This window comes from Kibdelosporangium persicum (assembly GCF_013280595.1).
Lineage (GTDB): Bacteria > Actinomycetota > Actinomycetes > Mycobacteriales > Pseudonocardiaceae > Kibdelosporangium > Kibdelosporangium persicum.
This window is the reverse complement of the sequence record NZ_JAAATY010000001.1, coordinates 743,162-762,268: the sequence shown is the minus strand read 5'-3', so window position 1 is coordinate 762,268 and position 19,107 is coordinate 743,162. Positions and strand designations below refer to the sequence as shown.

Annotated in this window: 17 protein-coding genes; 13 read left to right on the top strand and 4 right to left on the bottom strand. The window is 68.9% G+C overall.

Going from position 1 to position 19,107, the window contains the following annotated elements; all coding sequences use genetic code 11:
• Nucleotides 1-1,440: an aromatic amino acid ammonia-lyase gene (locus GC106_RS03475; protein WP_173124203.1), complete on the top strand. Its 1,440-nt coding sequence runs from the start codon at nucleotides 1-3 to the stop codon at nucleotides 1,438-1,440.
• Here the strand turns inward: GC106_RS03475 and GC106_RS03470 are convergent, their stop codons facing one another.
• Nucleotides 1,441-2,127 (bottom strand): HAD family hydrolase, encoded by a 687-nt coding sequence (locus GC106_RS03470; protein ID WP_217279940.1) that lies wholly within the window; start codon nucleotides 2,125-2,127, stop codon nucleotides 1,441-1,443.
• 78 nt (nucleotides 2,128-2,205) lie between these two features.
• Here GC106_RS03470 and GC106_RS03465 point away from each other — a divergent pair, with 78 nt between their 5' ends.
• On the top strand, nucleotides 2,206-3,228 hold the full coding sequence (locus tag GC106_RS03465) for a serine hydrolase domain-containing protein (protein ID WP_217279939.1): 1,023 nt from the start codon (nucleotides 2,206-2,208) through the stop codon (nucleotides 3,226-3,228).
• 4 nt (nucleotides 3,229-3,232) lie between these two features.
• Here the strand turns inward: GC106_RS03465 and GC106_RS03460 are convergent, their stop codons facing one another.
• Nucleotides 3,233-3,856, bottom strand: coding sequence for a GOLPH3/VPS74 family protein (locus GC106_RS03460; RefSeq protein ID WP_173124197.1), 624 nt, complete (start codon nucleotides 3,854-3,856; stop codon nucleotides 3,233-3,235).
• Nucleotides 3,857-4,019: 163 nt separating this feature from the next.
• Between GC106_RS03460 and GC106_RS03455 the strand changes: the two genes are divergently transcribed.
• The 5 genes from GC106_RS03455 to gnd all read left to right on the top strand — a co-directional run bounded on the left by GC106_RS03455 (nucleotide 4,020) and on the right by gnd (nucleotide 10,036).
• On the top strand, nucleotides 4,020-4,682 hold the full coding sequence (locus GC106_RS03455) for a DUF2461 domain-containing protein (protein WP_173124195.1): 663 nt from the start codon (nucleotides 4,020-4,022) through the stop codon (nucleotides 4,680-4,682).
• Between the two features lie 51 nt (nucleotides 4,683-4,733).
• Nucleotides 4,734-6,065 carry a pentapeptide repeat-containing protein gene (locus tag GC106_RS03450; protein ID WP_173124193.1) on the top strand — a complete coding sequence of 444 codons (1,332 nt, stop codon included), beginning with the start codon at nucleotides 4,734-4,736 and terminating at the stop codon, nucleotides 6,063-6,065.
• Nucleotides 6,066-6,199: 134 nt separating this feature from the next.
• Nucleotides 6,200-7,624 (top strand): pyruvate kinase, encoded by a 1,425-nt coding sequence (gene pyk, locus GC106_RS03445; RefSeq protein WP_173124191.1) that lies wholly within the window; start codon nucleotides 6,200-6,202, stop codon nucleotides 7,622-7,624.
• 9 nt (nucleotides 7,625-7,633) lie between these two features.
• Nucleotides 7,634-8,542: an acyl-CoA thioesterase II gene (gene tesB, locus GC106_RS03440; protein ID WP_173124189.1), complete on the top strand. Its 909-nt coding sequence runs from the start codon at nucleotides 7,634-7,636 to the stop codon at nucleotides 8,540-8,542.
• Nucleotides 8,543-8,602: 60 nt separating this feature from the next.
• Nucleotides 8,603-10,036, top strand: a complete 1,434-nt coding sequence (gene gnd, locus GC106_RS03435; protein WP_173124187.1) for an NADP-dependent phosphogluconate dehydrogenase — start codon at nucleotides 8,603-8,605, stop codon at nucleotides 10,034-10,036.
• A 55-nt stretch (nucleotides 10,037-10,091) separates the two neighbouring features.
• Here gnd and GC106_RS03430 read toward each other — a convergent pair whose 3' ends face one another.
• Nucleotides 10,092-12,221, bottom strand: coding sequence for a SulP family inorganic anion transporter (locus GC106_RS03430; protein ID WP_173124185.1), 2,130 nt, complete (start codon nucleotides 12,219-12,221; stop codon nucleotides 10,092-10,094).
• 656 nt (nucleotides 12,222-12,877) lie between these two features.
• Entirely contained in the window at nucleotides 12,878-13,198 is a 321-nt protein-coding gene (locus GC106_RS03425) for a hypothetical protein (protein ID WP_173124183.1), read from the bottom strand.
• A gap of 142 nt (nucleotides 13,199-13,340) precedes the next feature.
• Here GC106_RS03425 and GC106_RS03420 point away from each other — a divergent pair, with 142 nt between their 5' ends.
• From GC106_RS03420 to GC106_RS03395, 6 genes are all read left to right on the top strand, one after another.
• Nucleotides 13,341-14,204 (top strand): helix-turn-helix domain-containing protein, encoded by an 864-nt coding sequence (locus GC106_RS03420; RefSeq protein WP_173124181.1) that lies wholly within the window; start codon nucleotides 13,341-13,343, stop codon nucleotides 14,202-14,204.
• Between the two features lie 4 nt (nucleotides 14,205-14,208).
• Complete coding sequence (locus GC106_RS03415; RefSeq protein ID WP_173124179.1) at nucleotides 14,209-14,397, top strand: DUF397 domain-containing protein; 189 nt, start codon at nucleotides 14,209-14,211, stop codon at nucleotides 14,395-14,397.
• 244 nt (nucleotides 14,398-14,641) lie between these two features.
• Nucleotides 14,642-14,809 (top strand): hypothetical protein, encoded by a 168-nt coding sequence (locus GC106_RS03410; protein WP_173124177.1) that lies wholly within the window; start codon nucleotides 14,642-14,644, stop codon nucleotides 14,807-14,809.
• 11 nt (nucleotides 14,810-14,820) lie between these two features.
• Nucleotides 14,821-17,835, top strand: a complete 3,015-nt coding sequence (locus GC106_RS03405; protein ID WP_173124175.1) for a helix-turn-helix transcriptional regulator — start codon at nucleotides 14,821-14,823, stop codon at nucleotides 17,833-17,835.
• Between the two features lie 84 nt (nucleotides 17,836-17,919).
• Nucleotides 17,920-18,618: an ABC transporter ATP-binding protein gene (locus tag GC106_RS03400; RefSeq protein ID WP_173124173.1), complete on the top strand. Its 699-nt coding sequence runs from the start codon at nucleotides 17,920-17,922 to the stop codon at nucleotides 18,616-18,618.
• A 5-nt stretch (nucleotides 18,619-18,623) separates the two neighbouring features.
• On the top strand, nucleotides 18,624-19,088 hold the full coding sequence (locus GC106_RS03395) for an FtsX-like permease family protein (protein ID WP_173124171.1): 465 nt from the start codon (nucleotides 18,624-18,626) through the stop codon (nucleotides 19,086-19,088).
• Nucleotides 19,089-19,107 lie beyond the last annotated feature (19 nt).

The window sequence follows — 19,107 nt, the reverse complement described above, 5'->3', positions numbered from 1 at the left end:
ATGGCTCAGATTGTCCTCACGGGTGCTTCCTTGTCGCTGGACGACGTTGTCCGGTTCACGTCCGGTGACGCGCGGGTCAGTGTGGACCCCGCGTCGCTGGACGACGCCGAAGCGGCGTGGAAGCTGCAACGCGAAGCGGTCGCCCGGCGTGCCGTCTACGGCAGGACAACCGGGGTCGGCGCCAACAAATCGGTGATCACCGAGGGAACAGCCGACGACAGTCTCCGGCTGATACGCAGCCACGCGGGCGGAGTCGGCGAGCTGATGCCGCCGGGACTGGTCCGGGCCATGCTGCTGATCCGGCTCAACCAGTTGGCGGCCGGCCGATCGGGTGTGCATCCGCGGTTGTTGCTCGCGGTCGTGGACGCGTTGAACAGCAACAGTCTGCCGGGCGTCCACCGGATCGGCGCGATCGGCACCGGTGACCTGACGGCGCTGGCCGAGACCGCGCTCACGTTGGTCGGCGAGAAGCCCTGGGCCACAGGCGGACTGGCTCCGGTCGAGTTCGGCGTCGGCGAGGCGCTGGGTTTCCTCAGCAGCAACGCCGCGACCCTGGCTGAGGCCGTCATGGTCACTGTCGAGCTGCGACAGTTGTTGCGTGCCAGCCATGTCGTGGCTGCCTTGTCGTACATCGCTTTAGGTGGCTCGCCTGAGCCCTACGCGTCCACTGTGCACGAAGCCAAACCGCATCCGGGACAGGTCGAGTGCGCCGCCGAGATGCGGCGGCTGCTGGGCATGACCGAGGTCCCGAAACCCGGCAGGCGGGTCCAGGACCCCTACGGGTTGCGGGCCTTCCCGCAGGTGCAGGGTCCCGCGCTGGAAGCGGTGCGGTACTTGGAAAAGGTGCTGACGACCGAGATCAACGCGTCCACCGAGAACCCGATGATCTCGGTGCAGGACAACGACGTCTACCACAACGCTCATTTCCACACGGCGTACGTCGCGGTCGCGCTCGACACCGCGCGGGCGACGGTCCACCACGTCGCCGAGCTTTCCGCGGCACGGCTGGGAGATCTGGTCGAGCCGGACGAAACCGGCCTGCCCGCGTTCCTGGCCTACGGCCCGCCGGGCAGTTCCGGCGTGATGATCCTCGAGTACGTCGCCCATGACGCCCTCGCCCAGCTCCGGCAGGCGGCCCTGCCGGTCACGCTGGGCAGTGCGGTGGTCTCCCGTGGGCTGGAGGACCACGCGTCGTTCTCCACGCAAGCCGCTCGCCAGGCCGGGCAGGTCGCCGACGCCTACCGGATCGTGCTCGGCTGCGAACTGGTGGCGGCGGTGCGCGCGTTGCGGATGCGTGCGGCCGATCTGGTCGACGTCCCGGTTCGTGAGGCCTACGAGCACATGGCCGGAATCCTCGACCCGCGGATGGCGGACCGGTCACTGACCGCCGACGTCGAGCGGGCCGCGGCTGCCCTGAACCAGCTGCCGGACGGGGAGTGATCAGCTCCTGAGCAGGTCGGCCAGCCGGTCGAACCGGTCCAGGTGCTCGTGGTCGCCGGCCAGGTCCGGGCAGTCGCCGTACGGGTCGAAATGGATCGGCCGCAGCCCGGCGAGCCGTGCGCCGTCCACATCGGCTCGCGCGGTGTCGCCGAGGTAGGCCGTCTCACTGGCGTCGACGCCCATTTCGGTCAGCGCGAAGCCGAAGATCCGGGGGTCCGGTTTGCGGGCACCCACGATCGCCGAGTCGATGATCACCTCCACCGGGGCGTACGGCCCGGCGCCCACCTGACAGACCCCCGCCGTGGCAAGCATCCGCGCGACTGTGCCCACCGAGTTGGACACGATTCCGACCCGGAATCCCTCGGCGAGCAGCCGTTCGATCCCGGCCTTCGCGCCGGGCGCGACACGTTGCCAGGTGTGTCCGGTGAAACTCTGGGTGAACAGTTCGCACACCGCCGCCTCGAACTCGGCCGGAACGCCGCAGGAGGCCGCGAATGCCCGCCGGTACACGTCCTCGTCCGTGCCGGTTTTGGCGTCCGTCGCCGCGGTCGCCGCGTAGTGCGCACGGCGTAACTGCTCGTCGGTCGGCTCTATCCCCGAATGGCCTATCGCGGCCCGCATGACGTCGGCCGACGGGAGCAGCAAGATGCCGCCGACGTCCAACAGGACCGTGGTAATCCCTCCCATACCGGCCAAGCTACCCGATCCGCGCTACAGTCGGAGCGTGTCCATCGAGCTGGTTGTGTCCGAAGTGGACATCAGAAGGTGACCGGCGGCTGGCTGGCGACGAGCGCGGAACGCCTGGACCGGGCCATCTCGCACTTCGTCGCCGACGGGGCCGCTCCCGGCGCGATCGCGGTGTCAGGCACCGCCGAGGACATGCGCGTGGTGTCGGCCGGTATGGTCGCGACGGGTTTCGCCGAGGTGCCGCCGACGGTTTCCACCCGCTACGACGTGGCCTCGTTGACCAAGATCATGGTCACGTGGGTGCTGGCCGGGCGAGCGGTCGAAGACGGTGACCTGAACCTCGACAAGCCGGTGAGCAGTTACCTGGGTCCGTTGACCGGCCCGGGATCGGCCGTCACCGCCCGCCAGATCCTCAGCCACACCACCGGGTTGCGCTCGACGACGAGGTTCGACCAGTACCTCGGCCGCGGCGTCGACCTCGCCGAACTCATCCTCGGCGAGGACCTGGAGGCCCAGCCCGGCGAGCGGCTCCGTTACATCAACCGCGGCTTCATCCTGCTGGGCCTCGCCCTCGAACGCGTCCTCGGCCGTGGGTTGGACGTGCTTGCCCGGGAATGGTTCTGGCTGCCCTGGGGCATGGACCGCACCACGTACGGGCCGCTCGCCCCGGGCGCCGACGTCGCGCCGACCGAACGCAGGCTGGTCGGCGCCAGACCGGCGTGGGGCGTGGTGCACGACGAAAGCGCCGCGCTGATGGGCGGCGTGGCCGGGCATGCCGGGGTGTTCTCCACCGCGCACGACCTTGCCCGATTCGCCCGTGGTGTCATGGAAACGTCCAGTGCGCAGACGCCGCTCGGCGCGTACGTACGGGACAGCTTCACCGTGCACGCGACGGACGGCCTGACACGACGCGGCCTTGGGTGGATCGTCGTGCCGGAGACCGGTGTGGCCTACCACCACGGCTTCACCGGGACCAGCCTGTACGTCTCGCCTGCCACGGGCAGGTTCGTCGTCGTGCTGTCCAACGCGGTCTTCGTTTCCCGTGACCGGCAACGACTCGGCGTGTTGCGAACAGAGGCGTTGCGTGCCATGAGCGACTGAGGTCTCACCTGCGATTCCCGCCGTGGACCGCCGCGCCGGTGCCTGCGATCAATCCGTCGAAGGGCGCGACGATCACCTCTTTCGCCCGTTCTACCCATTCCGTCAGCGATTCGGGCGCGCACACCTTGTCCAGTCCGATCGTCCACGCGATCAGCGCGAGTGTGGCCACGGGAAGATCGCACTCGGTCCTGCCGAGCATGGCCGATCTGATCGCGGCGCGCGGCGTGGAGGCGATCCGGAGATCAGCGGGCTGGTAGTGCAGGGAATGCCGGAACATCCCGCGCTTCTCCTGCGGGATCACCAGTTCCCGGACAGTGAGATTCTCGACGACGATGTCGAAGATCGATTCGGCCAGGTGTTCCACCCAGTCGCGGACACCGTACCGCTCCGGTTCGGCGATGACCCGTTCCAGCATCCGGTCGGCGATCGGTTCCCCGGTGGCGTAACGACTGACCGGCACCACCGTGCCGCGGTCGAGCGTGAGCCTTTCGTCGCACAGCAGATCCGCCAGCGCCGCGGCCGCGAGGCCGATGTCCAGCACGTGCCCGCGGATTCTCGCCTTGCCGGTGAACGGGTCGTGTCCCAGGAAGAACAGGGATTCGGACAACGACAGGCCGCTCAGCCGCACCTGGACTCCCGGAGGTCCGCGGGAAGAACGTCGAACCAATGGATGGCCGTTACCACCGAATCCTATACGCGCGTGGCGTTGTGTCCAATCCGCGGGCGCGGCCCCGCACCAGCTCCGGACACCGCGCCGTTGCGCCGATCACCGCCGAACTACCCTTCGTCGGGTGAAGTTCACGGGTTTCGGCGAGCACGCCATCGACTTCTACGACGGTCTCGTGGCCGACAACACCAAGGCGTACTGGGAAGACAACCGCCACATCTACGACGGCGACGTGCGGGCGCCGATGGAGGCCCTGCTCACCGAGCTCTCGGCCGAGTTCGGGACGGACTTCGGCTCGGCCAAGGTCTTCCGCCCGTACCGGGACGTGCGCTTCGCCAAGGACAAGACGCCGTACAAGACGCACTGCGGCGGCGTGATCGAGCAGGGGCGCGGCGGCGGTGCCTACTACGTCGAGATCGGCCCGGACGGGCTGCGGGTCGGCGGCGGCTGCTTCCACCTCGAGGCCGACCAGATCGCGCGGTTCCGCGCGGCCGTCGCCGAGGAGGTGCACGGGCCCGCGTTCGAGCGGATGGTCGCCAAGCTGCGCCGGTCCGGCTGGGAGATCCTCGGCGAGCGGCTGAAGACCAAACCGAAGGGCTACGACGCCGGCCATCCGCGGATCGAACTGCTCAAGCACAAGTCGCTGTACGCCGCCCGCAGCTGGGAACCCGGCGATTTCCTGCACGAACGCGAGTGCCTCACCCGCGTGCGCAAGGCCTGGCGCGAGGTGCGGGGGCTCAACGAATGGGCCCGCGACCACGTCGGCGTCAGCACCCGTTCGGCCTGACGGGTGCACCCGATGTGGTGAATGACGGCCAGTTACGACACCATCACGTGCATGGAACGCACCCCGTGGTCCTGGTGGCGTGTGGCGGCGGTCGTCGTTGCGCCGGTGTTCGGCGTTACCGCGACAGCCGTCGTGATCTTCCTGCTGACCGGCAGCCCGTCATTGGATTCGGTGCGCACAGCGGTGTACCTGGGTCTGTTGGCCGGGCTCGCGGTCGCGCTCATGATCGCCGCCTGGCACGTCTGGCGGCTGGCGCGGTCCGCGGCCGCTCACGAATCCGACGTCACCGAACGTCGTGGCTCCGACGCGTACGCCCGTGCGGCCGACCAGCTCGGTTCTGACAAGGCACCGGTCCGCCTGGCCGGCCTGTACGCGCTGGAACGGCTCGCGCAGGTCGATCCCGCCTACCGCCAGACCGTCGTGAACGTGATCTGTTCGTACCTACGGATGCCGTACGCGCCGCCTGAACAGGCCGGGGACACCATCGGTGACGTGGCCGAACGTGGCGTCCGTGTGGCCGCGCAGCGAATCCTGGCCGCCCATCTGCGGCCGTCCGAGCCGAACCTGTTCTGGCCGGACGTCGACATCGACCTGTCCGGCGCGACCCTGATCGACTTCGTGCTGGCGAACTGCCGGCTGCGGCTGGCCACGTTCGACCGCGCGCACTTCGCCGGCGAGATCTCGTTCGCCGGCACCCAGGTCGCCGGGGACGCCCGGTTCGGCAACGCCCGGTTCGTCAGCCGCCGCGCCGAGTTCCGCAACGCCTGGTTCGCAGGCCGGGCCGACTTCAGCGGCGCCGGGTTCGCCGGTGACACCGACTTCGGCGGCATGAAGGTCAACGGCGAGGCGCTGTTCGCCAAGGCCGTCTTCGCGGGCATGGCCGACTTCTCGCAGGCCGCGTTCAGCGCGCCTGCCGGTTTCCGCACCGTCATGTTCGTCGGGCGCTGCGAGTTCGCCGGTGCTTGGTTCGCCGCCGAGGCGGACTTCAGCGGGTCGACCTTCTCCAAGGACGCGACCTTCAACGGCGTCCGCTTCAGCGCGCACGTCGAGGCGCTCGGCGCGTACTTCGCGGCGCACTGCAGCTTCCGGGGCGCCTACTTCACCCGCAACGCCGACCTGCGGGCCGCCCGGTTCGGCGGGAACGTCGACTTCACCGAGTCCTGGTTCGCCACCACCGCGATGCTCGACGGCGGCCGGGTCCGGGTGGACGTCGACCGCAGCCTGTCGATCTGGCCGCGCGGGTGGGCGATCCGCGAACCACGGGACGACGCCGAGGCCCGCCTCGCCGACCGCGACGGCGCGTGGGGCTACCTCGTCCGGGTCACCTCGCCGGAGAAGCCACCGGTCCCGGCCGAGCGCGGGGCCCCGCCGAACGCGCCCTGAGGTGGCACGATCCTGCCACGATGCGGAAAATCCCCGTGGCCGTGCGTGGAAAAACCGGCTCTGGCCGGGGCGTTCACAAATTACCCGGTGGTAGTTCCGCATCGGTTCAGATGAAGGGGCTAGGCTGCACGAACGTGAGCCGACGCGCGAAGATCGTCTGTACCCTGGGGCCAGCCACCTCGACCCCGGAAAAAGTCCTCGAACTGGTCGAGGCGGGTATGGACGTGGCGAGAATGAATTTCAGCCACGGCAGCCACAGTGACCACAAGCAGGTGTACGACGTGGTCCGGGCCGCATCCGACGAGACGGGACACGCCGTCGGAATCATGGCTGACCTGCAGGGACCGAAGATCCGGCTGGGCACGTTCGCCAGCGGACCGGTCGAGTGGCGGACCGGGGACATCGTCCGGATCACCGTTGAGGACATCGTCGGAACCCATGACCGCGTCTCCACCACGTACGACGGCCTGGCGCGGGACGCCAAGGCCGGCGACCGGCTGCTCGTCGACGACGGCAAGGTCGGACTGGTGGTCAGGGAAGTGGAGAACCAGGACGTCGTCTGCGAGGTCACCGAGGGCGGCCCGGTCAGCAACAACAAGGGCATCTCCCTGCCGGGCATGGACGTGTCCGTGCCGGCCATGTCGCAGAAGGACATCGAGGACCTGGAGTTCGCGCTGTCGCTCGGCGTGGACTTCGTGGCGCTCTCGTTCGTCCGGTCGCCCGCCGACATCGACCTGGTGCACCAGGTGATGGACCGGGTCGGCCGGGGCAGGCTGCCGGTGATCGCCAAGCTGGAGAAGCCGGAGGCGGTCGACAACCTCGAGGCGATCGTGCTCGCCTTCGACGGGATCATGGTCGCCCGCGGTGACCTGGGCGTGGAGCTGCCGCTCGAGCAGGTGCCGCTGGTGCAGAAGCGTGCCATCCAGATCGCCCGTGAGAACGCCAAGCCGGTCATCGTCGCCACCCAGATGCTCGACTCGATGATCAGCAACTCCCGGCCGACCCGGGCGGAGGCGTCCGACGTCGCCAACGCCGTGCTGGACGGCGCCGACGCGGTGATGCTGTCCGGTGAGACGAGCGTGGGCCGCTACCCGATCGAGTCCGTCAAGACGATGGGTCGCATCGTCGAGGCCGTGGAGAGCGAGTCGACGGCCGTGCCGCCGTTGACGCACGTGCCGCGCACCAAGCGTGGTGTCCTGTCCTACGCGGCCCGCGACATCGGTGAGCGCCTCAACGCCAAGGCGCTGGTCGCGTTCACGCAGTCCGGCGACACCGTGCGCCGCCTGGCCCGGCTGCACACGCACCTGCCGTTGCTGGCGTTCACGCCGGAGCAGGAAGTGCGTAGCCAGCTGGCGCTGACGTGGGGCACCGAGACCTTCCTGGTGCCGCGGGTGGACTCGACCGACCAGATGGTGCGCCAGGTGGACATCTCGATGCTGTCGATCGGCCGCTACCAGCCGGGCGATCTCGTGGTGATCGTCGCAGGTTCCCCGCCGGGGACCGTGGGGTCCACTAACCTCATCCGGGTACACCGGTTGGGGGAAGAAGACCACGCGTAGGGAGTCCTGATGACAGAGGTCGCGCGGGCCGCGGCGGCGGATCCAGGCCAGGCCGGCGCGGCGGGTCAGCCTGTCCTGAACAGGCTGGTCGCCCTGCTGGACCTCGAAGTCATCGAGGAGAACATCTTTCGCGGCGTCAGTCCCGCCGACCGCCCGATCCGGGTGTTCGGCGGGCAGGTCGCCGCGCAGGCGCTGATCGCCGCGGGCCGTACGGTCCCGGCGGAGCGGCACGTGCATTCGTTGCACGCGTACTTCATCAGGCCCGGCGACCCGAGCATTCCGATCGTGTACGAAGTGGACAGGATCCGCGACGGCCGGTCGTTCACCACCCGGCGGGTGGTCGCGGTCCAGCGTGGCAAGGCGATCTTCTCGCTGTCCGCCTCGTTCCAGCTGATCGAGAAAGGGCTCGAGCACGCCGACGTGATGCCCGAGGTGCCGGGACCGGACGAGCTGCCGACGTACTTCGACCAGGTCGAGGCGGCCAAGGGCAGGCTCGACCCGATGAAGTCGATCCCGCGGCCGATCGACATCCGTTACGTCACCGAGCCTCCATGGCTGTCGCGCGACAAGGGTCCGCGTATCGGTCGTAACCAGGTGTGGATGCGGGCGGACGGCAAACTCGCCGACGATCCGCTGCTGCACGTCTGCGTGCTGGCGTACGCGTCGGACATGACGTTGCTGGACGCCCCGCTCGCGCGGCACGGCAAGTACTGGTGGCTGGACAACGTGATCGGCGCGAGCCTCGACCACGCGATGTGGTTCCACCGTCCATTCAGGGCGGACGAGTGGTTCCTCTACGACTGCGAGTCGCCGAGCGCCTCAGGCGGACGCGGCCTGGCCACCGGCCGGTTCTTCGCCCAGGACGGCACGCTGATCGCGACGGTCGTGCAGGAGGGTCTGCTGCGCGTCCGGGACTGATTTTTTGCAGAGTACATATCCCGCGAGCCCTGGACGGGCTGATACGGCAGGCTGGTAGACATGGTGAACAGCACGGAAGGCAAGGCCCGCATCGCGGTGACCGGCCTCGCGACGATGGGCAGCAACCTGGCGCGGAACCTCGCCAGGCACGGCTTCAAGGTGGCGGTGCACAACCGCTCGTATGCCCGCACCAAGGCGCTCGTCGAGCAGCACGGCCACGAGGGCGAGTTCGTCCCGGCCGAGACCGCGGCCGAGTTGGTCGCGTCCCTGCAGCGGCCCCGTCAGGTGATCATCATGGTCAAGGCGGGCGGCCCGGCCGACGCGGTGATCGACGAGCTCGCCGACCTGATGGAACCGGGCGACATGATCATCGACGGCGGCAACGCGCACTTCGCCGACACCCGCCGCCGGGAGGCGGCGCTGAAGGAGCGTGGCCTGCACTTCGTCGGCACCGGTATCTCCGGCGGTGAGGAAGGCGCGCTGAACGGCCCGAGCATCATGCCGGGCGGGTCCGCGGAGTCCTACAAGCACCTCGGCCCGGTGCTCGAGGCGATCTCGGCGAAGGTGGACGGCGAGCCGTGCTGCGTGCACGTCGGACCGGACGGCGCCGGGCACTTCGTGAAGATGGTGCACAACGGCATCGAGTACGCCGACATGCAGCTGATCGCGGAGTCGTACGACCTGCTGCGCCGTGCGGGCGGCATGGAGCCCGCGCGGATCGCCGACGTGTTCCGCACGTGGAACTCCGGCGACCTGGAGTCCTACCTGGTCGAGATCACCGCCGAGGTGCTCGGGCACGTGGACGCGGCGACCGGCAAGCCGTTCGTGGACGTCATCGCCGACCAGGCCGAGCAGAAGGGCACCGGCCGCTGGACCGTGCAGGAGGCCCTCGAACTCGGCATCCCTGTCACCGGCATCGCCGAGGCCGTGTTCGCGCGGTCGCTGTCGGCCCGTGTCGACCAGCGCTCCGCGTTGACGTCCACTTCGGACGCTCCCGTGCAGGTGCCGGACACGTTGGTCGATGACGTGCGCGCGGCTCTGTACGCGTCGAAGGTCGTCGCGTACGCGCAGGGCTTCGACCAGATCCGCGCCGCGAGCGAGCAGTACGACTGGGACATCGATCTCGGTGCGATGGCGACCATCTGGCGCGGCGGCTGCATCATCCGCGCGGTGTTCCTCAACCGCATCCGTGAGGCGTACGAGAAGACGCCGGATCTGCCGTCCCTCCTCGCGGACGACTACTTCCGGTCCGCGGTGGAGAACGCCGTCGACGCGTGGCGTCGCGTCGTGACCACGGCCGTGGCCGCTGGTGTTCCGGTGCCTGGATTCTCCAGCGCCCTGGCGTACTACGACGCTCTGCGGTCCGAGCGCCTGCCTGCCGCGCTCATCCAGGGCCTGCGTGACTTCTTCGGCGCGCACACCTACCGCCGGGTCGACAAGGACGGCGCCTTCCACACCCTCTGGGGCGCCGACCGCACCGAAATCGACGCCTGACCCCCTCGTGAGTGGTTATCGGGGTTCTAACCCTGATAACCACTCACGAGGGTTTTCAGTGCTGGGATTCGAGTTGGACGAGGCGGTAGTCGTCCGGGTCGACCAGGTAGACGCGGGCCTCGGTCAGGTCGAAGTACATCCCGACCAGCCGCAGCCTGCCCTGGTCCTCGGCCTTCCGGACCGTGGGGTACGTGCGCAGGTTGTCCAGCTGCTGCGCGACATTGGCCGCCGCCAGCAGGTCCACGTCGTCCGTCCCGTCGACCCGGGCCAGGCTGGACGCGGCGTTGCGCAGCCACGAACGCAGCCGGGTTCCGGGTTCGGCCGTGTTGCCCAGCAACGCCTTCATGGCGCCGCAGTGTGAGTGTCCACAGACGACGATGGTGGGCACGTTCAGCACGTCGACCGCGAACTCGATCGCGGCGCCGACCGAACTGTCCTCTTCGGACTCCAGGTGGACCGGGACGAGGTTGCCGACGTTCCGGACGCAGAACTGCTCACCCGGGCCGCTCGACATGATCAGGTTCGGCAGCACCCGCGAGTCCGCGCACGTGATGAACAACTGCTCGGGACGTTGACCCTGGCGCGCCAGTTCGGCGAGGCACGGGCGGACCAGGTGTGACGCCATCCTTTCGAACTCCAGCGCGCCGTCGAGCACCGGCTCCCGCGGCTCCGGCATCCGGAAAGTCCTGCGCTCCCAGTCGGTCCAGCGACCGACCCACGGGATCGTCTTGCGCAGCCCCGGTTTGCCGTCCCGTGCCCGGCCGTACCAGGTGTTCTTCTCCAGCACCTCGACGTGGCCGCCGCGGCTCTCGTAACCGCCGCGCCAGCCGTCGATCGCCTCGAACGCGGCGTGGTCGATGAAGTCGATGTCCAGTTGCAGGACCACTTTCCCGCCGTCCGGGATCCGCCGCAGTTCGCGGACCAGTTTGCCGACTCCGACGAAGACGAGGGAACCGCCGACGTCCACGCACCAGTGGTCCTCGCCTTCCCGGACCCGCACAGACGTGTGCGCCAACCGGTACAGCGCACGGACAACGGCCACCGCGACGCCAAGGGCGACGCCTTCCAGCAAGCCAAGCACGATCACGCCGAGCACGGTCACCGCGTACACCGCGAGTTCGCCGTGCAACCGCAGATCCTTCAGGTGACCGGCGTGGACGAGGCGTGCGCCGATCACGATCAGCACACCCGCCAACGCGGCCATCGGGATGAGTTGCAGGACCTGAGCCAGGAAAAGCACGAACAGCGCGATCCACACGCCGTGCAGGATGGCCGACGCGCGGGTGCGTGCGCCCGCCGCGACGTTCGTGGAGCTGCGCACGATCACCCCGGTCACCGGAAGACCGCCGAGCGCACCGGAAACGGCGTTCGCGGCGCCCTGGCCGACGAGTTCCCGGTCCAGATCAGCCCGTGGGCCGTTGTGCATCTTGTCCACCGCGACCGCGGAAAGCAGCGACTCCACGCTGGCGACGAGCGCGACCGTGACGACCGCGAGCCCGATCGCGAACGCCCCGCCGCCCGGCATCTGCGGCAAGGCCAGGCCGTCCAACGGGTTGTCGGGCAGATGCACGGTCGCGATGTCCAGCTGCGTCACGATCGCCACACCGGTCGCCACCGTCACCGCGACAAGGGGCGCGGGAACCATGCCGCTCCGCGGGATTTTGGGCCACAGCACCATCGTCAGGATCGTGATCACGCCGATGAGCAGGGCACCCCACACCGGAACCCGTGCCGGCAACTGGACGAGATTGGTCAGGATGTTCCCGTCGGCCGTGCCGCCGAGGACGACGTGCAGTTGACCGACCACGATGGTCACGCCGATGCCCGACAGCATGCCGTGCACCACCGCGGGGGACAGCGACAGCGCGAGCCTGCCGACCTTGGTGATCCCCAACAGGATCTGGACGACTCCGGCCGCGACGGTGATGGCGGCGGTGGCCGCCCAGCCGAACTGGTCGATCAAGCCCGCCACGATGACGATCATGCCCGCGGCCGGGCCGCTGACCTGGAGTGCCGAACCGCCGAGCGATCCGACCACGACACCGCCGACGACGGCGGCGACCAGGCCGGCGATCAGCGGCGCGCCGGAGGCGGCGGCGATGCCGAGCGACAACGGGATGCTGATCAGGAAGACGACGAAGGACGCGGGCAGATCGTGTTTGAGCACGGTTGAGACGCGGGACATCGGTTCTTTCCTTGCGGAGGCGGGAACACCCGGGATTCCGGTGAATCCGGGGGTTGCGTGCGACGGACCGTCAGCCGGGTAACCGGGGCTGGTCCACCAGGGCGCGCTGAGCCCGCCCGAAACCACCACGGGGACGGAAGGGGCCTCGCGGCACCCGTCGCTGCACACCGGAACCGGCCATCATGCGAACCTCCGTGTCGGCACGACCTGTGTCGGCACTGGACGCGGGAACGGCTGGAGAGTCCTTTTTGTACCGTCCCGCTCGAACTCCATGATGGCGGCAGATCGCTTGCCACGCAAAAAATTCATCCGGACGAGTTGATCACACCCGGGTCGGTGACAGCAGGTGAGATGGTATGCGCCAAGATCCGTTCACGAGATCGCGTGACCACACGTCCGTGGCGGGTGGACCCGCCGTTGCGCGGTTCTCGTCGACGGGCCCCGGGTCCGCGAAGAGGGATGCCGACCGGGAAGGTCACTGTGGACCGTGCGGGGGAGACCAGCGGGACCGGGCTTCAGTCGGGGGGCGCGAAAATCCCGGTCCCGCTGGGGAGGGGTACCGGACGGCACGGGAGGTCGGCCGTAGGGAAGGGGAGTTGGCCGGGGGAGGGACCGTGCGGTCCGGCCGAACCGGGCGTGCCGGTTCGTCTGGGGGCTCAGCAGGCGCCGAGCTGGGGTGTGTCGCTGTTGTGGGGCTGGTCGTCCTCGGTGACCAGCAGGCACAGGTGCGCCGCCAGGTAGGCCCGGCAGGGTGCGGGCGCGCGGCCGAACAGGCGTCTGCGGCACGTGGGGCAGCGGCCTTGTTCGTCTGGCCGGTGTTCGCCGAGCACTGCCTGCAAGGCGGCGACAACGCGGGGCAACTCGTGGTTCGCGATCCTCGTCGCCGCCGCTGGGGCGGCTGACTCCCCTCGCTGGGTGAGATCAGCCAGATAGCCGTTCAGTGAGGACTCCAGGTGGCCGAAAATTGAGTTGTTCACGACGACCACGCGTCACCACGTCCCTCTGCGTCCCGTCCGGACCTTCGACTGCTACTGGCAAGCGGTAGGAAGTAGCTTGCGGCTGCAATCCGCATTCTGCAAGTTGCAGTACACGAATGGGTGACGTACCCGGGAGTTGCAGATGGCACGAGGGCAAAGCCCCACTGTCCGGCGGCGCAGGTTGGCCAGCGAACTGCGTAGGCTGCGTGAGGCCGCGAGGCTGACAATCGAGGAGGTCGGCGAGAAACTGGAGTGCTCCGCGTCGAAGATCAGCCGGATCGAAACCGGTCAGGTCGGCGTGGCACCCCGCGACGCGCGGGATTTGCTCGAACTGTACGAGGTTTCACCGGATCATCGCGAAGCGCTTGTCCAACTGGCGCGTGAGGCCCGCAAAAAGGGCTGGTGGCACGCCTATAACGAGGTTTTCACCGGCGCGTTCGTCGGCCTGGAGTCCGAGGCGTCGTCCCTGCGCGCTTTTCAGGCATTGCTCGTTCCCGGGCTGTTGCAGACCGAGGACTACATCCGCGCGGTGATGCGCTCGATCCGGCCGGACTGGACAGAGGCCGAAGTGGATCGCCGGGTCGGCGCGCGGGTGGAACGGCAGCGGCTGCTGACCGCCCCGGAACCGACCGCGTACTGGGCGATCATCGAAGAGGCCGTGCTGCACCGGACCGTCGGCGGGCCGCGCGTCATGCACGAACAGTTGCTTCGATTGTGTGAAATCTCGACGCTGACGAACGTCACACTGCAGGTGGTCCCGTTCGACGCCGGCGCGCACTCCAGTATGGAGGGTCCCTTTCTCATCCTTGGTTTTCCTGAACAGGCGGACCCTGATGTCGTCTATGTGGACACCACAACCGGTGGTGTCTATTTGGAGGAGCAGGCCGACGTGCAACGGTATACCTTGATGTTCGACCATTTGCGAGCGTCCGCGGCAAGCCCGGACGACAGCGTGCATTTGGTCTCTCGGATGGCCGAAAGGTTGTCCCGTCAACGAGAGGAGTGAAACTTTGACTGTTTCCGAACCGGCCGGCACGGTGTGGCGAAAGAGCAGCCACAGTGGTGCCGGCAACGACTGTGTCGAAATCGCCTTGGCACACACCGAGGCGAGAGTGCGCGACTCCAAGAACCCGGAAGCGGGCGTGCTGCGGTTCGAATCGGCGGTGTGGACGGCGTTCCTCGCCACCACAAAGGATTAGTCACCCAGCGGGAGCGCAGGTCCTTGGTCGTGAGTGGTTGTACGGGTTCTAACCCGGCTAACCACTCACGAGCTTTGAGCTGGGGAAACGCCGGGCCTGAGGGGCCCTTACCCGGCTGTGCCGCCCCCTTACCCCGGCTGGTAAGGAGTCGTGGCCGTAACGGTGGTTGTTCACCCGATGTCCGCGCCGGGCCCTTACGACGAATCTCATCATCACCGAAACGCGAGACAACGAGGTGAGTGAGATGGAATGGACCCCGGAGGCCGTGCACGCGGAGGTCGCGTACCGGCAGGGCGACGCGGTCGCTCGTCAGCATCTGCGTGAGGCGCGCAGGGCGCAGCCGCCACGCTGGTGGCAGCGGCTGCGAGTACACAGGGCCGACGACGGAAATGGTGAACGCCGCGCGGCCTGAGGTGTGTCACTATGCCTGACGTGCCGAGGTTGGGATCAGGAATACCGTTGGTCGCACGCAGCCGGGAGATGGACCGGTTGCGCGCGGCCCTCGGCCGTTCCGCTGGGGGTACGGCCGGCGCGGTGCTGATCGCCGGGGACGCCGGTATCGGTAAGACACGCATGGTCGAGGAGATCAGCACGGTCGCGACCGACGAGGGCGCGATCGTGCTGTCGGGGCGTTGCGTCGACTTCGGCGAGACCGGCCTGCCTTACCTGCCGTTCGCCGAAGCGCTCACGCAACTGCGCGGACTGGGCCGGGACGACGTGCTGGCCAGGCCGGCGCTGGGGATGCTGCTGCCGGACCTCGTGCTGTCCGGCGCGCACGACCAGGTGCTCGAACCGCAACGGTTCGTGCCGAACTTCGCGCCGACGATCGGCAAGGTGCAGGGCATGCCGCCGCGGCGCGAGCAGGACATCGGGCAGTTGCAACTCTTCGACGCGGTGCACGGGCTGCTGAGCGAACTGGCCGGCGACAGCACTGTCGTGCTGGTGATCGAGGACCTGCACTGGGCGGACAGCTCGACCCGCGGGCTGTTGTCGTTCCTGTTGAGCAGGCTGCGTTCGCAGCGGCTGCTCGTCGTGTGTACCTATCGGACGGACGACCTGCACCGCAGGCACCCGCTGCGCCCGTTATTGGCGGAGCTGGTCCGGCTGCCCGCGGTGGAACGGCTGGAGCTGCCGCCGTTCGACAAGGCCGCCGCACGTCAGTTCGTCGAGGCACTGGCCGAGGGCCGGGTCGAGGACGAGATGGTCCGCAAGGTCGCCGAACAGTCCGAGGGCAACGCCTTCTTCGCCGAGGAGCTGCTGGCCGCGTTCGCCGAGGACGAGTGCGGTATCCCGGCGTCGCTCGCCGACGTGCTGCTGGCCAGGGTGGAACGGCTGAGCGAGCCCGCCCAGCAGGTGATCCGGCTGGCCTCGGTCGCCGGGCGGACGGTGAAGCACAGCACGCTGCGCGAAGTCGGCGCCGTCGACGACATCCAGCTTGAGGAGTCGCTGCGCGAGGCCGTGCAGCACCACATCTTCGTGACCGGCGGCGAGCAGGTGCACTACTCGTTCCGGCACGCTCTGATGCGTGAGGCCGTGTACGGCGACCTGCTGCCCGGCGAACGGGTCCGCCTGCATGCCGCGTACGCGCGTTATCTGAAGGAACGCCAGGACGAGCGCGGCAACTCAGCCGCTTTCGCCTACCACAGCATGGAAAGCAATGCGCTGTCCGACGCCTTGGCCGCGTCCGTGCGTGCCGCGAAAGAGGCCACGCAGCTGGGCGCGCCAGGAGAAGCCTTGCGGCACTTGGAACAGGCGCTGCGGCTGTGGGATTCCGTCGCCGAGGACGAACGTCCGGCCGGCACCGACGAGTTGACCTTGCTGCGTAAGGCTTCCTGGGCGGCCGGCACGTCCGGCGACCCGGAGCGGGCCATCGCCTACGCGCGCTCGGCCGTCAAACTCGCCGACAAGCAGAGCGACCTGGAGCTGAAGGCCGAGGTCCGCCGCAGGCTCGCGCAGACCCTGATGGCGATCGACGGCAGCGAGGAGGAAGCGCGCGCCGTCATCGAGTCGGCATGGGCGAAGGCCGCCGAACTGCCGCCGAGCCACACCCGCGCGTGGGTGCTGGCCGTGTACGCGCGGATGTTGCGCGCCGAAGGCGAGATGTCGCTGGCGCGGGAGCAGGCGGAGCTGGCGGTCAAGGACGCCCGTGCGGTCGGTGCGACGGGCGCCGAGGCGGACGCGTTGACCACCCTGGCCATCGTCCGCGAGTCGGACGGCGAGATCGAGGAGAGCCAGCACCTGCTGCTGGAGGCCAAGGACCGGGCCAAGGAGGCGGACGCGATCACGGTCGGCCTGCGGGCCCGCTTCTACCACGGCCTCAACCGCTACGAGCTGGGCCTGTTCGACGAGGCCGCCGCGGCGTTGGCCGACGGCATCGAGCTGGCTCGCGAGACCGGCCTGTCGTGGAGCGACTTCGGCGTCGAACTGCGTGTTCTGCAGATGCTCAACCAGTACGCGAGCGGTGACTGGGACGGGGCCGACGAGCCGCTCGAGCAGCCGCGTGGCCGGGTGTCGAGCACGATCTCGGCACGCCTGGCCGCGTGCAACCTGCACATCGCGGTCGGCCGGGGCCGGTTCGCCGCCGCGGAACGGCTGCTGACCAGCCTGCGGTCGGAGTGGCGTGAGCTGCAGATCGCGCTGATCTCCGGCACCGCGGGCGCCGAGCTGGCGCTGTGGCGCGGCAAGCCGGACGTGGCGTCACACCGGGTGAGCGAAGCTCTCGACTGGGTGGTGCGCGTCGTCGGGTCGTGGCCCACGGTCGGGATCAAGCTGGGTGCGCTGGGTACCTGTGCCGCGGCCGACGCGGCAGCCCGGGCCAAGGTGAAGGGTGAGGACGTCGCCGGAATCGTCGCCGAGGGCGAACGGTTCGCCCAGGTGGCCAGGCAGACCGCGGAGCTCGGTACGCCGCGTACCGGCGACCTCGGCCCGGACGGCCGTTTCTGGCTGGCCCGCGCCGAAGCCGAACTGACCAGGTCGCACGGCGCCAGCGATCCGGCCAGGTGGGCGGCGGCCGTCGAGGCCTCCGACTACGGCGCCGTGTACGACCAGGCAGTCGCCCGTTGGCGCTACGCCGAGGCACTGCTGGGCGCCGACCGGCGCGACGAGGCCGCCGTGCAGCTCCGGCTGGCCAACAAAGTGGCCGTCAAGCTGGGCGCCAAGCCGCTGCAGGACGCCCTCGTGCAGCTGGCCCGCCGGGCCCGGCTCGTGTTGTCCGAAGACGGCACCGGGCCGCGGGACACGGTCGATCTGTTCACTCCGCGTGAGCAGTCCGTGCTCCGGCTGGTGGCGATGGGGCAGACGAACCGGCAGGTCGGCGAGGAGCTGTACATCAGCGAGAAGACCGTGAGCGTGCACCTGTCACGGATCATGGCCAAGCTCGGGGCCAGCCGGCGGGCCGAGGCGGTGGCGATGGCCTACGACCGTGGCCTGCTTGACTGAGCGTGAGCGTCAGACTCAGGTCTGATCCACAACACGTCTGCAAGCCGATGCGGAGAGTGCCGGTGGCCTTCTAACGTTAACGGTATGTCGGTTGCCGTCGGGGCTGCTGCGAGTGTTCGCGGCGTGGTGCGAGCGCGGGTGTTGCGCGGGGTGGACCTGGACGTTCCGGCTGGGCGGCTGACGGCGGTGGTGGGCAGGCCGGAGGCGGGCAAGACGACGTTGCTCAACTGCGTGGGCGGGCTGGAGCGGCCGGACCGCGGGACGGTCCACATCGGAGCCGACCGGATCACCGGACTCGGTGACTCGGCGCTGACCAGGCTGCGGCGCGACCGGATCGGGTTCGTGTTCGCCACGTGCAGCCTGTTCCCGACGCTGTCGGTCGAGCAGAACATCCGGATTGGTGCCGAACTGGCCGGCAGGCGCACGGAGAAGCAGTGGTTCACCACGGTGGTCGAGCTGCTGGGGCTGTCGCTGCTGCTCCGGACCCGTCCGTCCGCGCTGACGGCCGAGCAACGGCAGCGAGTCGCGTGTGCGCGTGCCTTCCTCAACCGGCCGGACCTGGTGCTGGCCGACGAGCCGGCCGGTGAGCTTGACCGGATGGAAGCGGCGGCGTTGCTGGGATTCCTGCGGATGTGGGTGCGCAAGCTCGGCCAGTCCGTCCTGCTGGCGACCCGGGATCCGTTCGTGGCGGCGCACGCGGACCGGGTCTTCGTGCTGGCGCAGGGGCGGATCACCGGCGAAGTGGAACGGCCGACGGTGGAGTCGGTCATGGCGGCGATGTGATGAGGATGCACCCCATCCACGCGGGTAAACAGATGGGCGCCGGGGCGGTGCTCTGCTGTGTGGTGGCGATCGGGCTGTTGATCGTGCTGATCGTGGCGCAGGTCTCCGGCTGGTGGCTGCTGCCGATGTTCGCGCTCACCGAAGTCGTGGTGTACAGGGCGTTTTCCTCGAACGTCCGGCAACGGCGACGGGATCTGGCGTTGTTGCGGTGTTTCGGCGCCAGCCGTGCGCAGGTCTTCAACGGCGTGCTCACCGAGGCGGCGTGGGTCGGCGTCCTGGGCGCGCTCGCCGGATTCTTCGGTGTGCTGATCCTGCTGGACATCCTGGACTTCAACCTGGCGGTCTTCGCCGCGGTCGTCGGCGCGACCGGAGCGGTGCTCGCCGCGCTCGTGCCGGCGTTCCGGGCGAGCCGAATCCCGCCCAGCGGGCCATCCGAGCGGCCACCGCGGCGATTATCCACAGTGGCCTAGGCAACGGGACGGTATAGAT

What these genes read in the sequence shown, in the direction of transcription:
- GC106_RS03475 (WP_173124203.1), top strand. Translation starts at nt 1, where the DNA reads ATGGCTCAGATTGTCCTCACGGGTGCTTCCTTGTCGCTGGACGACGTT.
- GC106_RS03470 (WP_217279940.1), bottom strand. Translation starts at nt 2,127, where the DNA reads ATGGGAGGGATTACCACGGTCCTGTTGGACGTCGGCGGCATCTTGCTG.
- GC106_RS03450 (WP_173124193.1), top strand. Translation starts at nt 4,734, where the DNA reads ATGGAACGCACCCCGTGGTCCTGGTGGCGTGTGGCGGCGGTCGTCGTT.
- tesB (WP_173124189.1), top strand. Translation starts at nt 7,634, where the DNA reads ATGACAGAGGTCGCGCGGGCCGCGGCGGCGGATCCAGGCCAGGCCGGC.
- gnd (WP_173124187.1), top strand. Translation starts at nt 8,603, where the DNA reads ATGGTGAACAGCACGGAAGGCAAGGCCCGCATCGCGGTGACCGGCCTC.
- GC106_RS03430 (WP_173124185.1), bottom strand. Translation starts at nt 12,221, where the DNA reads ATGTCCCGCGTCTCAACCGTGCTCAAACACGATCTGCCCGCGTCCTTC.
- GC106_RS03420 (WP_173124181.1), top strand. Translation starts at nt 13,341, where the DNA reads ATGGCACGAGGGCAAAGCCCCACTGTCCGGCGGCGCAGGTTGGCCAGC.
- GC106_RS03410 (WP_173124177.1), top strand. Translation starts at nt 14,642, where the DNA reads ATGGAATGGACCCCGGAGGCCGTGCACGCGGAGGTCGCGTACCGGCAG.
- GC106_RS03405 (WP_173124175.1), top strand. Translation starts at nt 14,821, where the DNA reads ATGCCTGACGTGCCGAGGTTGGGATCAGGAATACCGTTGGTCGCACGC.
- GC106_RS03400 (WP_173124173.1), top strand. Translation starts at nt 17,920, where the DNA reads ATGTCGGTTGCCGTCGGGGCTGCTGCGAGTGTTCGCGGCGTGGTGCGA.
- GC106_RS03395 (WP_173124171.1), top strand. Translation starts at nt 18,624, where the DNA reads ATGCACCCCATCCACGCGGGTAAACAGATGGGCGCCGGGGCGGTGCTC.